The 12,889-nt window shown below is 71.0% G+C and carries 17 protein-coding genes; 12 read left to right on the forward strand and 5 right to left on the reverse strand.

Annotated features, from left to right (window positions below; translation table 11 throughout):
- The first annotated feature begins 275 nt into the window (after nucleotides 1–275).
- Together HUT06_RS33995 and HUT06_RS34000 are read left to right on the forward strand one after the other, a co-directional pair.
- The gene (locus tag HUT06_RS33995; RefSeq protein WP_176199453.1) at nucleotides 276–521 is read left to right on the forward strand and encodes a hypothetical protein; all 246 of its coding nucleotides are present in this window, start codon (nucleotides 276–278) and stop codon (nucleotides 519–521) included.
- Nucleotides 521–1,054: a hypothetical protein gene (locus HUT06_RS34000; RefSeq protein ID WP_176199454.1), complete on the forward strand. Its 534-nt coding sequence runs from the start codon at nucleotides 521–523 to the stop codon at nucleotides 1,052–1,054. The genes HUT06_RS33995 and HUT06_RS34000 overlap by 1 nt, the downstream gene beginning before the upstream one ends.
- A 172-nt stretch (nucleotides 1,055–1,226) precedes the next feature.
- Here HUT06_RS34000 and HUT06_RS34005 read toward each other — a convergent pair whose 3' ends face one another.
- On the reverse strand, nucleotides 1,227–1,730 hold the full coding sequence (locus tag HUT06_RS34005; protein ID WP_176199455.1) for an ATP-binding protein: 504 nt from the start codon (nucleotides 1,728–1,730) through the stop codon (nucleotides 1,227–1,229).
- Between the two features lie 100 nt (nucleotides 1,731–1,830).
- Between HUT06_RS34005 and HUT06_RS34010 the strand changes: the two genes are divergently transcribed.
- From HUT06_RS34010 to HUT06_RS34040, 7 genes are all read left to right on the forward strand, one after another.
- Nucleotides 1,831–2,643, forward strand: coding sequence for a helix-turn-helix transcriptional regulator (locus HUT06_RS34010; protein ID WP_176199456.1), 813 nt, complete (start codon nucleotides 1,831–1,833; stop codon nucleotides 2,641–2,643).
- Nucleotides 2,640–2,840, forward strand: a complete 201-nt coding sequence (locus tag HUT06_RS34015) for a DUF397 domain-containing protein (protein WP_176199457.1) — start codon at nucleotides 2,640–2,642, stop codon at nucleotides 2,838–2,840. Before HUT06_RS34010 ends, HUT06_RS34015 begins: the two co-directional genes overlap by 4 nt.
- Before the next feature lie 330 nt (nucleotides 2,841–3,170).
- Nucleotides 3,171–3,944 carry a hypothetical protein gene (locus tag HUT06_RS34020; RefSeq protein ID WP_176199458.1) on the forward strand — a complete coding sequence of 258 codons (774 nt, stop codon included), beginning with the start codon at nucleotides 3,171–3,173 and terminating at the stop codon, nucleotides 3,942–3,944.
- Nucleotides 3,945–4,124: 180 nt separating this feature from the next.
- Nucleotides 4,125–4,946: a class I SAM-dependent methyltransferase gene (locus HUT06_RS34025; RefSeq protein WP_176199459.1), complete on the forward strand. Its 822-nt coding sequence runs from the start codon at nucleotides 4,125–4,127 to the stop codon at nucleotides 4,944–4,946.
- A 169-nt stretch (nucleotides 4,947–5,115) separates the two neighbouring features.
- On the forward strand, nucleotides 5,116–5,274 hold the full coding sequence (locus HUT06_RS34030; protein ID WP_176199460.1) for a hypothetical protein: 159 nt from the start codon (nucleotides 5,116–5,118) through the stop codon (nucleotides 5,272–5,274).
- Nucleotides 5,275–5,296: 22 nt separating this feature from the next.
- A complete protein-coding gene (locus HUT06_RS34035; RefSeq protein ID WP_176199461.1) occupies nucleotides 5,297–6,022 on the forward strand; it encodes a hypothetical protein in 726 nt (241 codons plus the stop codon).
- On the forward strand, nucleotides 6,019–6,930 hold the full coding sequence (locus HUT06_RS34040) for a hypothetical protein (protein WP_176199462.1): 912 nt from the start codon (nucleotides 6,019–6,021) through the stop codon (nucleotides 6,928–6,930). Before HUT06_RS34035 ends, HUT06_RS34040 begins: the two co-directional genes overlap by 4 nt.
- Nucleotides 6,931–6,948: 18 nt before the next feature.
- Here HUT06_RS34040 and HUT06_RS34045 read toward each other — a convergent pair whose 3' ends face one another.
- Nucleotides 6,949–7,509, reverse strand: a complete 561-nt coding sequence (locus tag HUT06_RS34045; RefSeq protein ID WP_176199463.1) for a GNAT family N-acetyltransferase — start codon at nucleotides 7,507–7,509, stop codon at nucleotides 6,949–6,951.
- A gap of 197 nt (nucleotides 7,510–7,706) precedes the next feature.
- On the opposite strand from HUT06_RS34045, the gene HUT06_RS34050 reads away from it, so the two are divergent.
- Nucleotides 7,707–8,996: a phosphodiester glycosidase family protein gene (locus tag HUT06_RS34050; protein WP_217711572.1), complete on the forward strand. Its 1,290-nt coding sequence runs from the start codon at nucleotides 7,707–7,709 to the stop codon at nucleotides 8,994–8,996.
- Nucleotides 8,997–9,041: 45 nt separating this feature from the next.
- Nucleotides 9,042–9,953, forward strand: a complete 912-nt coding sequence (locus tag HUT06_RS34055) for an SEC-C domain-containing protein (RefSeq protein ID WP_176199464.1) — start codon at nucleotides 9,042–9,044, stop codon at nucleotides 9,951–9,953.
- Between the two features lie 3 nt (nucleotides 9,954–9,956).
- Here HUT06_RS34055 and HUT06_RS34060 read toward each other — a convergent pair whose 3' ends face one another.
- Together HUT06_RS34060 and HUT06_RS34065 are read right to left on the reverse strand one after the other, a co-directional pair.
- Nucleotides 9,957–10,730 (reverse strand): NYN domain-containing protein, encoded by a 774-nt coding sequence (locus HUT06_RS34060; RefSeq protein WP_176199465.1) that lies wholly within the window; start codon nucleotides 10,728–10,730, stop codon nucleotides 9,957–9,959.
- 48 nt (nucleotides 10,731–10,778) lie between these two features.
- Nucleotides 10,779–11,498: a MerR family transcriptional regulator gene (locus HUT06_RS34065; RefSeq protein ID WP_254715523.1), complete on the reverse strand. Its 720-nt coding sequence runs from the start codon at nucleotides 11,496–11,498 to the stop codon at nucleotides 10,779–10,781.
- 63 nt (nucleotides 11,499–11,561) lie between these two features.
- Here HUT06_RS34065 and HUT06_RS34070 point away from each other — a divergent pair, with 63 nt between their 5' ends.
- Nucleotides 11,562–12,038 carry a DUF6194 family protein gene (locus HUT06_RS34070; protein WP_176199466.1) on the forward strand — a complete coding sequence of 159 codons (477 nt, stop codon included), beginning with the start codon at nucleotides 11,562–11,564 and terminating at the stop codon, nucleotides 12,036–12,038.
- A gap of 6 nt (nucleotides 12,039–12,044) precedes the next feature.
- Here HUT06_RS34070 and HUT06_RS34075 read toward each other — a convergent pair whose 3' ends face one another.
- A complete protein-coding gene (locus HUT06_RS34075) occupies nucleotides 12,045–12,866 on the reverse strand; it encodes an SAM-dependent methyltransferase (protein ID WP_254715524.1) in 822 nt (273 codons plus the stop codon).
- Between the last annotated feature and the right edge of the window lie 23 nt (nucleotides 12,867–12,889).

A 12,889-nucleotide genomic window follows, 5' to 3' on the forward strand; every position in this document is an offset into this window, starting at 1 on the left:
TGGCGTGCATCCACATGACTGGATGAGTTCTTGATATTGGGCCGGGCGGGACGAGGGGGGCCCGCCCGGCCTACCACTCGCAGAGGCGTCGCATGTGCGGCGCCTCTGTTGCGTTGTCCAGCAGGAACCGCAGAGCGGGCCTGGAGCGCGGCCGAGGTACGGACACTGCCGCCGGCCGTGGTCACCGGGGCGCCCGACCCCAGCAAGGGGAACAGGGTTGGGCATGATCAAACGGGCGTGTTAATCTAGCTCTACTTGGGTAGTACTATCGCTACATGCCGGGAAAGCATACGCGGGCGGCCATCAAGGAGTTAGAGGACGCCGGCTGGAAGGTCACCTACACGAGCGGACGGGCGCACGCCTTTGCGAGGGCGTCCTGCCCTGGCGGCCCTGGCTGCTGCGCTCCTCCCTTCTCGATCAACGGAACCCCCGACGTTGACGAACATGAGGCACAGAAGATCCGGAGGCGGATGCGACAGCACAACGCCAAGGTGACCGAACGGCAGGAAGGAGAGGACTGATGAGCACCTACTGGTTCGAGCTTGAGGTCGGTCCGGTGAGCGACCTTGAGGAGGCCGCGGAACGGCTTTACTCGCGTTGCGGTGACGGTCAACTCTCCGGCGACGAGCACGGCGGCAGCATCCTGTTCTCACGCGAGGCGCGCAACGCGGTCGGGGCGATCCTGTCGGCCATCGACGACAGCGAGAGCAGCGGGCTGTCGGTGACCGGTGTCATGGAAGACCTGGTGACCATCGACGACATCGCCGAGAGGACCAGCAGGTCCGCTCCGGCGGTAGGGCACTGGACGACCGGTCAGCGCGGGCCTGGGGGTTTTCCCGCTCCGGTCATCCATCGCGGCAGTCGCGTCAAGCTCTACTCCTGGGCACAGGTGTCTCGCTGGCTTGCCGATGCCGGGCTCGGGAAGATCGACTCGGTTGCCGCGGAGGTCGCCGCCGCCACCGCCGATGTGGACGCCCTCTTGCGCGCCCGACAGGTGCTGCGCGACGCCCCCTCCGGCAAGCGGGAAGCCCTGATGAAGCTGGTTGAGGCTTAAATGATCTGGAGCCGCACAGGCCTGTGCGGGCGGCGGCGCGGGCTGGCATTTCCCGTGTTCTGAGCCCCGTCCAGGACGACGCTCAGTGTGGTCGCCGCCCGCCCTGCGGGCTGCGGGGGAAGCCCACCGAGCTGGGGGAACTGGTGGGACGCGTCCGCAGGGCGGGGGCAGTCTATGAGTGCAGCGGCGTGCGCGGCCTGTCGACGTGACTCAGTGCTCCGATGACCGGGCGCCCTGCCCTGCGTGCGGCGTCGAGCATGTACCCGTGGTCGATGGCGATCCGCGCCCACACGGCCTTGCCCTCGCCGATCGCGAACCATCCGCAGCCGCCGGACGCGAACGCCTGGACCAGGATTAGACCGCGTCCGGACGTGTCGAAGAGGTGGGGCTGCTGGATCACGGGCCGGCCGGGGTGGTCGTCCCACACGCACATTTCGACACCTTGGTCGATGCGGCTGGTCCACACGCGGATGCTCCTGCCCTTGCAGAGCCGGGCCGCGTTCGACGCGAGTTCGGTCATGATCTGGCAGGCGTCGCCCTCGAAGGCACCGAGCCCCCAGGAGGCGAGTGCACTGCGCACGAGCTCCCGCGCGAGATAGACGGTCTCCGGATAAGCCCGGAACGTCTCACTGAGCATGTTTTGTTGATCTATGTCCATGATGGATATCGCGGCCATCGACTGCCCTCCTCGCGGTCTCCGTTTCTGCCCACAGACTGACGTCAGCCGGTTACGCTTGTCTTCTTTCAGTCAGGAATATCAACATTAAGGATCTTGAATGGGGAAGGCCGACCGGCTCGATCCGGACAACAACCCGTGGCACTGGCTGGCCGTTGACCTGCGAATATGGCGCCTCGAACGCAACCTGTCACAGGCCCAGCTCGCCGAGATCCTGGGCGTCGACGATTCCACGGTTTCGAACTATGAATCGGGCACATCAAAAGTCCCCGAACGCAAGGCCGAAATTCTTGACCAGCTTTGGCGCACTCGCGGCCATTTTGCCCGAATTCACCGACACGCGGAGACTGTTCATGATCCGAACTGGTTCGACCAGTACACGCGGTACGAGCAGAGGGCCGAGGCGATCAGCGCCTACTCCGCGCTCGTCATACACGCGCTCTTCCAGACCGAGGACTACGCGCGGGCTCTGATCGAAGGGGCGCAGGTCGTCGACAACGTCGAGGAGACCGTCGCGGCCCGGATGGAGCGGCGGCAGGTCTGGGAGGCCGCCCATGCCCCCGAGTTCCGTCTATTCGTACGCCAGTCGGTTCTAGAGGATCCTGTGGGCGGGCCCGAAGTGATGCGGGCACAACTTGGTCACTTGCTGGACTTGAGCCAACGCAAGGGAGTCGTGGTGAGGGCTCTCCCAAAGGCGAAGGCCGCCCATGCAGGGGTCGACGGTTCGTTCGCGATCTTGAGGATCGGCCAGGCGGAACATGCCTGGTCACCCGCCGTCAACGGCGGGCGCCTGGTATCTGATCCGACGAAGGTCAGGGCGTACCGACTACGGTGGGATTTGATAGGGGATGATGCCCTGTCTCGAGACTCGACCCGGAGTCTCCTGCGTGAGCTTATGGAGGCCATGAAGTGAATCCACCTGTATGGCGCAAGTCCAGCCGCAGCGGGGGCAGCGCCGGCGGTGGCGATGGGTGCGTGGAACTGGCCGCTCTTACTGGCGTGATCGGTGTGCGTGACAGCAAGGCCCCCGACGCCGGACACATCACGCTCTCCGCAGAGAGCTTCGCCCAGCTCATCACCGCCCTCAAGCAGGGAGAACTGCACCTCTGACTCCTGGTATCGCGAACGGCCTCGCCTTCTGGCGGGGCCGCTGGCATGTCCGGGGACTCTCGGCGGGCCGGGCACTGTCGCCTGCGACCTCGTCTCCTTGGCGCTCGTTCAAAACGTCCGGAACGGGCGAGCGAGTCCGAACCTCACAGGGCGGAGCAGCGATGGCGCCGAAAAGGGGCGCGGGGCACTGCGTCCTCTGACAGGGTTGGCTGCGGGGCGCGTTCTTCCGGATAGCGGCCCATGCCCTTCCCTTTAGTGGAGGTGGAGCGGGTGCTGGGATCGCGGTTGGCCAGGCAGTTGCGTGGGGGGCCGACGCTCCTGCTGCGCGACATGCCTGAGGACGAATTGCTGGCGGCGGTCCGGCGGTACGATCCGTCCGCGGAACGCGTCAGCGGGAAGATCAAGCTTCGCGAGTTGCATCTCCTCGGCCCGATCGCGCTCGACCCCGGGCTGACCGCGAAGGCGCGACTGCCCATCGACCGCTCTACGGCCTACATCGTGAAAGACCTCCGTCCGCCGAGGGCGGCGGTCGGCAGATTCCGGACGGAGTTCGTGCTGCCGTTCACCCTGGGCATGGCGCACGCCCTGGACGGCACGGGCGTCCTGGACGGCGCGGTCATGACCGATGACCGGTGGTTCGACCTCTGGTCGTTGCAGGTGGAGGACCCCTCGGACCGTCCCGGCCAGGAGGACGCGCAGTGGGTCGATCACGTGGCCTCGGCGCTCCTTGAGGAACCGGTATCGGCGGAGGAGATGCACGAAGTCGTCATGCCGCTGGTGGGCGCCGCGGAGATCGAGCACGACGAGGACGAGGACGAGGGCTTCCAGCACTGGTCCTACCGCCCGAAGGACGACGGGCCGGTCACCGTCGAATGCTCGTCCAGGCTGGCGTTCGATTTCGCCGCGGCCCCGCCGCTGGTGACCTGGTATCCCGCTCTGGAGTGCGGCATCGCGCTCGAAGACGGGACGCCGCCGATCCCGGACGAGCATCTCCACCAGGCGGGACGCATCGCCTTGGCGATCGCCGAACGGTTCGGCGGCGTCCCGCTCGACGCCTTCGGCTTCAAGATCGAGCGTCCCGAACACGTCCGGCTCCGCCCGTAGTCGTTCTCGGGGACGGCCGCGTCCGGTCGCCGGACTCGGACGACTGCCGCACGGCGCTGGAGGCCCTCGGGGCGGCGTCCACGGCCGCCCGCCTGCCGGTCACATTCAGGCTTTTGACCTGTATGAACGCGTCTCGCCTGGGGATGAGCGCTGCGGGTGACGGCCGGCAGGGGGCAGGACATGATCGAACGCGAGAAGGTGCGGCTGAGCGGGGTCGCGGAGACGACCTTGGCCACGCTGTACGGCAAGGCCGTAGCGAGTCGCGCGGCGGACCCGGTGCTGGTGGACCTGGACGCCGAGGGCGCCGTCGAACGTCTCGACTACGACTTCGCCCGGCTCGGCGTCTCCCGCGACTCCGCGCTGGCGATCGCGCTGCGCTCGGCCTACTTCGACCGCTGGACGCGCGAGGCGCTGTCCGACCACCCGGACGCGACCGTGCTGCATCTGGGATGCGGCCTGGACTGCCGCGCCCGGCGCGTGGATCCGCCGCCCGGCGTCCGCTGGTACGACGTCGACCGGCCGGAGGTCATCGAACTGCGCCGGCGGCTGTACGGGGAGCATCCCGGCCACCACACGATCGGCGGCTCGGTCACCGACCCGCGATGGCTGGCACGAGTGCCCGCCGACCGTCCCGGCGTTGTCGTCGCCGAGGGCATGGTGCAGTACCTCACCGAGGCCGAGGGAGTCGACCTGTTCACCAGAATCGTGGAACGGTTTCCCCGCGGCGTGGTCATGTTCGACGCGTGCAGTTCCCTGGCGATGCGGCTCGGCCGCCATCGAAAGGCGCTGCGGGCGACCGGGGCGAGGCCCGGAGGCTGGGGTATCGACGATCCCGCAACGGTCGAATCGCTGGTTCCAGGGCTGCGCCTCGGCAAGCAGCAGGCTTTCCTCGGCGTACCGGAGATGGCCCGTTTCGGCTGGCAGACGCGCCTGGCCGTCGCACTGACCAAACACTTTCCCGCCGCGCAAAAAACCGGACGCCTTGTACGTTACGACTTCTAGCCTCGATCTTTTGTGACTCGGCCGTGGGATAGGCACCGGTCGCCGGGCGCAGCCTGCCTATTTTATAGAAATGCTTTAGGTGAGGCTCTGGAGAGGGCGGGTAGGAGGGCGGTCGGCCGTCCCTGATAAGGGGCGGCGCAACCAATCTCCGAATGGAAGGGAGCAGAGCATGGAAATGACCATGGAGACGCCTCGGCCGCGGAAGACGGACCTGGCCGCCGAGGTGGAGCAGGCGACGGTCATGGCCGAGCTGATGCGCGGTGAAGCCCCGGTCAGCGGCGCCCCGCTCGAGGAGGAGCGGTGCGTGCCGCTCATCATCCTTCCTTGACCGACGAGGGAGCCGGCCGCCCATGGCTGTGACGGGTCACGCCCGAGCCGACTACGGGCGCGCGGCTGAGGAACTGGCCACCCGGGTTCCGCAGGTCCTGCACGGCCTGCGGGGCCCGGGCTGGCTGGCCGAGTTCGCCGCCGAGACGGCCGACCGCACGGCCGCGCTGGCGGCCGTGCGGATCCTGGACGTGGAGCTGCTGTCGGCGCATCTGCTCGGCGCTACTCCGCTGGGCGCGGCCGACACCGAGGTCTTGGAGCAGGCCTTGCACGTCTTCCCGCTGACCGGCGCGGACGGCGCGGCGGAGCGGCTGCGGCGCGCCCGGGACTGGGCGGTCGTGCGGCTGGCCGGTGACTGCGGCGCCGGCCTGGAGCCGGCCGCGCACATGGCCGGCCTGCCCCCGCCCGCCGCACCCGAGGAGGCGGAGGGCGGCGACTGGCACGCCTGGTCGTCGGCGCTGGCCGCGCTGGCGGCCCTGGCCGTCCCCGGTCTGGACAGCCCGCTGCACCGCGGCGCCGCCGCCGGCGGTCTCGCGATCGCCCGGGGCGCGACGCGGTCGGTGCTGCGCCGGGACCTTCCCGTCGCCGCCGCGCTGACCCGCTGGCTGGCACTGCCCGGCCACGACGCGCCGCCGCTGCGGACGGCGCTGCTGATCGAGCACATCACGGCATGCGACGGCACCCCGCGCACCGTCCTGCACCTGCGGATCGCCTCCCACCTGCTGGGCCGGACGGGAGGACGGTCATGAGGCGCGAGGCGGCCGCCACCGCACATCGGGTGCTGTGCGCGGGCCTCGGCTGGCTGCACAAGACCCGCACCGCGATGCCCGGAACGGAGCACCTCGCGGACGGCCCGGCCTCGTTCCAGAAAGCGCTGGGCGAGATCGCGCTGTGCGCGTCCCTGGTGCGGCGCGAAGCGGTCACCGGTGCCGAGCAGACCCGGCAGGCCGGCGACCTGGTCGAGCACGCCTGGGCCCGGCTCGGCCACGGCGACCTGCTGTACGAGCGCGCGCTGCGCAATCCCCTGTTCACCGACCCGATGGAGTCCTACGCCCACTTCGCCCGCGCGGGCCTGCGCCACGAGCGCCTGCGGGACCTGCTCGTCCACCAGTGCCGGCTCGGCATCTGGCAGACGGGCGAACTCGTCCCCCACCACCGCTTGGCGGTCGCCAACGCGATGGAGACCCTCGCGCTGCCGCCCGACGGGCTGCCCCAGCCGCATTGGGCGTCGCTCACCGCGGCGACCTGGCTCGGCCAGACCCCGCCGCCCTGGGCCATCGACTGGGCCACCGCCTACGCCGTGACGCACACCGTCTTCCACGTCACCGACTGGGGCCGCGTTCCCGAGCGCATGCCAGCACCCGTGCGGGACTACCTGCGCGAATGGGTGCCGGTCTGGGTGCGGGTGTGGGCCGAGGTCGAGCAGTGGGACCTGGTCGCCGAACTCCTGGCCGCCGACGCCTGCCTGCACGAACCCGCCTGCCCGGCCGGGGACTGGGCCCTGCTGGCCGCCGCCCAGCAGGACGACGGAATGGTCCCCGCCGACGCCCGGACCTCGCATCACGACGATGACGAGCGGCATCTCCGGTCGCACCGGCACGCCACGATCGCCGGGGTGGTCGCCGCGACGCTCGCCCTGTCCCGCGCCCTGTCATGACGGCGGCGCCCGGCCGCCTCAGCCCGCGGTCGTCGCCGCCACGGCCGGCTCGCCCGCGGTGTCGGCGGCCTCGGGACGAAGGATGCTGAACATCAGGCAATCGCGCCATTGGCCGGCCCGGAAGGTATAGCCGCGCAGCAGCCCTTCCTGGACGAAACCCATCTTCTCGCACACCCGCTGCGAGGCGATGTTGCCGACCTCGACGGCGGCTTCGATCCGGTGGACGGGGCTGCAGTCGAACAGGTAGCGGACCAGGAGGCCGAGGGTCTCGGCGGCGTAACCGCGACCTCGCGCGGCCGGGAGCGACAGACCCGCGATCCGCCAGCAGAACGCCGCCGGACTGGTCGGTACCCGCGTCCAGCTCACCATGCACAGCGGCCCGTCGTCGCCCTCCGCCATCAGGGCGCCCCGCTCGTCCGACATCAGGCCGTCGCGCTCCCATTCCCGCCGCAGCCGGTGCCGGTCCCGCCAGCCGTACCACTCGAACGGCGCCATGACCGCGGGATCGCTGATCGCCCTCTCCAACTCGGCGACGTCCTCGGCGTCGACCTGGCGCAGCCGCACCCGAGCAGTTGTCACCACAGCCCCCTTTCCTTCCCTCGCTTCCCCCTTACCCGCTGCCCGCATTTAATGACAGTCGGTAATTGACTAATCACCGGCCGCGCCTTCGCCTACACGTCACTTGCTCTTGAGTGAGTCTTCGCGTCCGGCGGGTGGGGGTTTCACCGGGGACGGGCCATGATCAGCGGGCTGGTCTTCCGTTGAGAGGGGCGTCGATGCGCGGGTTCGTGGCCGGGATGATCGTGGTCGGACTGGTGGGGGCCGGGGCCGTCCCGGCGTTCGCGGCGCCGCCGCCGGGGCCGGTGGACGGGGCCGGGTCCGGGGAGCGGCCCGAGGCGCGGGCGCGGGCGCTGCCGTCCTCCGAGGTCGGGCCGGTGCGGTTCACCTCGTCGGAGCGGACCGCGCCCGGCGTGACCTTCCGGACGTTCGAGACGTCCGGGACCGGCGGCCGCGTTCTGGGCGACCTGCTGGACGTCGACCTGCGCAGCCCGAAGGTCTCCGTCGGGCTGCTGCGTCCGCCCGTCGTCGCCGCGCGCCGGACGGTGTCGGAGATGGCGGGGGCACAGAAGGCGGTGGCCGGGGTGAACGGCGACTTCTTCAACATCAGCGAGACCCACCCCGGGGTGCCGGCGACCGGCTCGTCGTCCGGCCCGGCGGTGGACGGCGGCCGTCCGCTCAAGGGCGCGGTGCCGGACGGGCAGCGGTTCGGGCCGGGGCTGCCGCCCGGCACGTCCACCGAGGACGTCATCGGCGTCGGCCGCGACCGGCGCGGGCACGTCGCGCGGCTGCACCTGACCGGCACCGTCCGGTCGGGCAAGAAGTCCATCGACCTGCGCGGGCTCAACCAGTACGCGCTCCGCGTCGGTGGGGTGGGCGCGTTCGACTCGCGCTGGGGCGAGGTCTCGCGGCAGCGCGCCGTCTGCGGGACGGACGAGGTCCGCAGCGCCCCGTGCAGCACGAACACCGCCGAGGTGACCGTGCGGCGGGGCGTGGTGACGGGCGTGTCCGACACGGTCGGCGCGGGCGCGATCCCCGCCGGGACGACCGTGCTGGTCGGGCGGGAGAAGGGCGCCGACGCGCTGCGCCGGCTCCGGCCCGGCGACCGGGTGCGGGTGTCGTACCGGTTCACCGGCCCGGTCCGCTTCCGGTTCGCGGTCGGCGGGTTCCCGATCCTGCGGGACGGGGCGCCGCTGGACGGCCTGAGCCCGAACGGCCCGGCCCCGCGCACCGCCGCCGGGGTCAGCCGCGACGGCCGGCACCTGTACCTCGTCGTGGCGGACGGCAGGTCGGAGCGGAGCGGCGGCCTGACGGTCGCCGAACTCGCGTCCCTCCTGGACAAGGTCGGCGCCGACGACGCCGTCAACCTGGACGGCGGCGGCTCCTCGACGTTCGTCGCGCGCGCCCCCGGCGCCGCCTCGGTGACCGTCCGCAACACCCCGTCCGACGGCACGGAACGCGCCGTGGCCAACGGCATCGGCGTCTTCGCCCCGAACGCCCGCGACTGACGCGAAGCGCCGCTCCCGCCGGCGGCTTCGCAATACGGTGCTCCCGTGGGTGATTCCAAGGAACGGGCACGGCGCATCGCCGAGAAGCTCGCAGCCGAGGCCGTGAAGTATCCCGACGAGCGCGCGGAGATCCTGCTGGAGGCCGCCGGGCAGTGGGCCATGGCCGGCGAGCCCGACCGGGCACTGCGCATCTACGACGATGTCATCGCCAGGGACGGGGGCGAGGACGCGCAGTTCGCCACCGCGGAGCGGATCTCGCTGCTCACCGAACTCGGCCGGACCGCGGAGGCGGACGAGGAGCTGGCCCGGCTCGGCCGGGCACGCGTCCACCCGGGCCCGGCCGAGCTGGTCGCGGAGATGCTGGAGGAGCAGGGCCGCCTGGAGGAGGCTCTGACCTGGTTCAACATCGCCTGCCGCGACATCGTGGCGGACGGCGGCGAGGCGGAGCTCTTCGTCCGGCCCGGGCTGCGCGGACGGTCACGCGTCCGCCGGGCGCTCGGCCTCCCGGCCGACGCGCTCGACCAGCGCGCCGAGGACCGGCGGAGCGACCTGGCCGGGCTCATGGAACGGGCCGCGCAGCCGGCGCCGCCCGGCGCGGGCTCGTTCTTCGTCCGCTCGGACGTCGACCGAGCCTTCGCCGAGGGTCTGGTCCACGGCACGGTTCCGGCCGACGCCCCGTCCTACTTCCGCGATGTCGAACGGGGCTGGCGCGCCTCCTGCGACGAGGCCGGCGCGTCCAAGCTCCGCGTCCTCCCCACGCGGGTGGACGACCTGCTGGAGTACGCCGAGGCCCGGGGCCGCGACCCGAAGGACGAGCAGACCCGCGCCGACCACCTCATGGACCGCATCGGCGAGGGCGCCCGGACCCTCGCCTGGCCTCCGGAACGCAACGCGCCCTGCTGGTGCGGCTCGGGCCGCAAGTACAAGAAGTGCTGCGGCTCCCCCGGCGGCCGGTGACGCTCAGGACTTCTTGTCCTGGTGGCGTTTGTCGCGGACGTACATGATGGCCGCCTTGCCGTCGCCGGGGCTGCGGCGCTCCAGGACGAACAGCGTCGTCGCGGTGATCAGCTCGCTCAGCTTGGCGTAGCCGTAGTTGCGGGAGTCGAACTCGGGGCGCTGCTTGGTGATGATGTGGCCGACGGACGCCAGCGGGGCCCATCCGTCCTCGTCGGAGGCCGCCTCGACGGCGTTGCGCAGCAGGTTGACGAGCGCGGTGTCCTGCTTGAGCTTGGCGGCCGGCGTCGGCGGCGCGGGCTTCAGCGCCGTCACGGTGGGCGCGGCCGAGCCCTGGTCGTAGGCGAGGTTCTCGATGTAGATGAACTTGTCGCACGCCGCCACGAACGGTTTGGGCGTCTTGCGTTCCCCGAACCCGTAGACGGTGAGCCCGGACTCCCGGATCCGCGCCGCCAGCCGGGTGAAGTCGCTGTCGCTGGAGACGATGCAGAACCCGTCGAAGCGGTCGGAGTACAGCAGGTCCATCGCGTCGATGACCATCGCCGCGTCCGTGGCGTTCTTGCCGGAGGTGTAGGCGAACTGCTGGATCGGCTGGATCGACTGGTCGAGCAGGTGTTCCTTCCAGCCGCGCAGGTTCGTTCCCGTCCAGTCGCCGTAGGCGCGTTTGACGTGCGCGGTCCCGTACTTGGCGACCTCGGCCAGCAGTCCCTCGACGACTCCGGGCTGCGCGTTGTCGGCGTCGATGAGCACCGCCAGCCGGGCGGTGTTCTCGTTCACCATGCCGTGCGCCTCCCCAGGTCGTCCGTCGGCCGGAACCCGCCCAGTACATCAGACGGCGCCGCTCGGGAGCAGGGTGCCGAGTGCGGCGGCGCCGTCGAGGAGGGCTCGGGAGCGAGCCTCGATGCCGGCGTCCCTGGCGTCCAGCGCGGCGGCGACGTCCTCCAGCCGCCGGGCGCTCCGCAGTTCCGGCATGAGGGCGCGGAGGGGTGTGATGCGGTAGCCGGCCTGGCGCAGTTGGTGGACGATCCGCGCGTCCCGCACCTGGGCCGGTGTGTACCGCCGCGTTGCTCCGGCGGGGGCGCGGTCGGGGACGACGAGGTCCTCCCTGTCCCAGTGCCGCAGCGTCGAGGGGCGCACGCCGAGCGCGGCGGCGAGTTCGGAGATGCTCATGGAGTCCGAGGCGCGGACGTCGCCGAGCGGCTCGCTGGTGATCGTCCGGGCGGCCTCCCTGGCCAGCCGTACCTCCCCGCGCTCCGTGTGGAGGCGTGCGTGCACCGCGTCGAGCATGGCGAGCGCCTCCGACGCGGGGCCCTGGTGGACGGCCCGGACGATCCTCTTGGCCTCGACCGGGCCCGCGCCCGCCGCGAGGGCGCGGTAGGCCAGCGCGGAACGCACATGGACCTCCCCGTAGACGCGGTAGCCCGTGGCCGTGCGCGTCGCCGGCGGCAGGACGCCGTCGCGTTCGAGATTGCGCACCTGCTGGACGGAGTACCCGGCGCGCCGCGCGACGTCCACGGTGCGCATGCCGCGCGAGTTGAGACCTGACACCCCGAAGCCCCTCAGTACCGGTCCGAAAGTCTCCACAAGCACTTCAATGCCAGGCTAGAACACATGACGACGGACGAGATCATCGAATTCATGGCGGGCCTCGACGGCGTCCTGGCCTCCAGGCCGGGGCCGGGCGACGGGTCGCCGGAGATCAGCTGGGCCGACACGTTCTTCTACTACTCGCCCGACGGCGTCGTCCCGGCGAACACCCAGCCCTTCGCGACGCTCGTGACCAAGGACTATCCGGGCGACGACACATCGCGCCTGGACCGGCCGGGCGCCTTCCGCGTGAACGTCTCCGCCGGGAAGGAGGCGTTCATCCGGTGGACCGGCCACGCGCCGCGCGAGCCGGCCGGCGCGGAGGTCGACGCCGGCGCCGCCGACACCGTCATCGCCCATCCCGTCTACGGCACCGCCGGCTGGCTGGCGGTGGTGAACCCGGGCCCGCGCACTGAAGCCGCCGTCCGCGAACTGCTGGACGCGGCCTACCGTCTCGCACGTGCGCGCCATGAGCGGCGCGCTGGCTCGAACGAGGGCTGACCGGCGTCAGGCCGGCTTGCGGGCCATTCCGCCCCAGAGGGCCGCCGGGGCGGACGCCTCCAGGTCGGAGCGGGGGCGCCAGCGGGGGACCTCGACGACGCCGGGCTCGATGAGGTCCAGCCCGTGGAAGAACCCGGTGACCTGCTCGCGGTCGCGCAGCGTGACCTTCTCCGCCGAGTTCTCGTTCATGGCCCGCTCGAAGGCGGCCATCTCCTCGGGGAAGATGTCCTTCGCGGTGTGGGACACCACCAGGTGGCTGCCCGGCGGGACCGCGGCCATCAGGGTGTCGGTGAGCTTGTACGGGTCCGCCTCGTCGGAGACGAAGTGCAGCACGGCGATGAGCATGACCGCCACCGGCCGGCTGAAGTCCAGCGTGCGGGACGCCTCCTGGAGGATCGTGGCGGGGTCCCGCAGGTCGGCGTCGATGTAGTCGGTCGCGCCCGCCCCGCTGCTCTTCAGCAGCGCCTCGGCGTGGACCAGCACGATCGGGTCGTTGTCGACGTAGACGATCCGGGATTCGGGCGCGATCGCCTGGGCGACCTCGTGGGTGTTGTTCGCCGACGGCAGGCCCGTGCCGATGTCGAGGAACTGGCGGATTCCGGCCTCGGCCACCAGGTACTCCACCGTCCGCGCCAGGAACGCGCGGTTGGCCCGGACGGACTTGACCGTGGACGGGAAAGCGTTCAGCCCGGCCTCGGCGGCGGCACGGTCGGCGGCGAAGTTGTCCTTCCCGCCGAGCCAGGCGTCATAGACGCGGGCGGGATGAGGGATGCTCGTGTTGACCCGGGCAAGCTTGTCCTGGCCCGACGTCTCTCCGTCCGATGCCACGAACCCTCCTCGAATGCCGCCAT

Origin of the sequence: Actinomadura sp. NAK00032, assembly GCF_013364275.1 — a bacterium.
GTDB lineage: Bacteria > Actinomycetota > Actinomycetes > Streptosporangiales > Streptosporangiaceae > Spirillospora.

Excerpts from the sequence above, each read along its gene's own strand:
- HUT06_RS34035 (WP_176199461.1), top strand. The coding sequence starts at position 5,297 with ATGGCTGTGACGGGTCACGCCCGAGCCGACTACGGGCGCGCGGCTGAG.
- HUT06_RS34040 (WP_176199462.1), top strand. The coding sequence starts at position 6,019 with ATGAGGCGCGAGGCGGCCGCCACCGCACATCGGGTGCTGTGCGCGGGC.
- HUT06_RS34030 (WP_176199460.1), top strand. The coding sequence starts at position 5,116 with ATGGAAATGACCATGGAGACGCCTCGGCCGCGGAAGACGGACCTGGCC.
- HUT06_RS34010 (WP_176199456.1), top strand. The coding sequence starts at position 1,831 with ATGGGGAAGGCCGACCGGCTCGATCCGGACAACAACCCGTGGCACTGG.
- HUT06_RS34070 (WP_176199466.1), top strand. The coding sequence starts at position 11,562 with ATGACGACGGACGAGATCATCGAATTCATGGCGGGCCTCGACGGCGTC.
- HUT06_RS34060 (WP_176199465.1), bottom strand. The coding sequence starts at position 10,730 with ATGGTGAACGAGAACACCGCCCGGCTGGCGGTGCTCATCGACGCCGAC.
- HUT06_RS33995 (WP_176199453.1), top strand. The coding sequence starts at position 276 with ATGCCGGGAAAGCATACGCGGGCGGCCATCAAGGAGTTAGAGGACGCC.
- HUT06_RS34025 (WP_176199459.1), top strand. The coding sequence starts at position 4,125 with ATGATCGAACGCGAGAAGGTGCGGCTGAGCGGGGTCGCGGAGACGACC.
- HUT06_RS34000 (WP_176199454.1), top strand. The coding sequence starts at position 521 with ATGAGCACCTACTGGTTCGAGCTTGAGGTCGGTCCGGTGAGCGACCTT.
- HUT06_RS34050 (WP_217711572.1), top strand. The coding sequence starts at position 7,707 with ATGCGCGGGTTCGTGGCCGGGATGATCGTGGTCGGACTGGTGGGGGCC.
- HUT06_RS34005 (WP_176199455.1), bottom strand. The coding sequence starts at position 1,730 with ATGGCCGCGATATCCATCATGGACATAGATCAACAAAACATGCTCAGT.
- HUT06_RS34020 (WP_176199458.1), top strand. The coding sequence starts at position 3,171 with ATGCCTGAGGACGAATTGCTGGCGGCGGTCCGGCGGTACGATCCGTCC.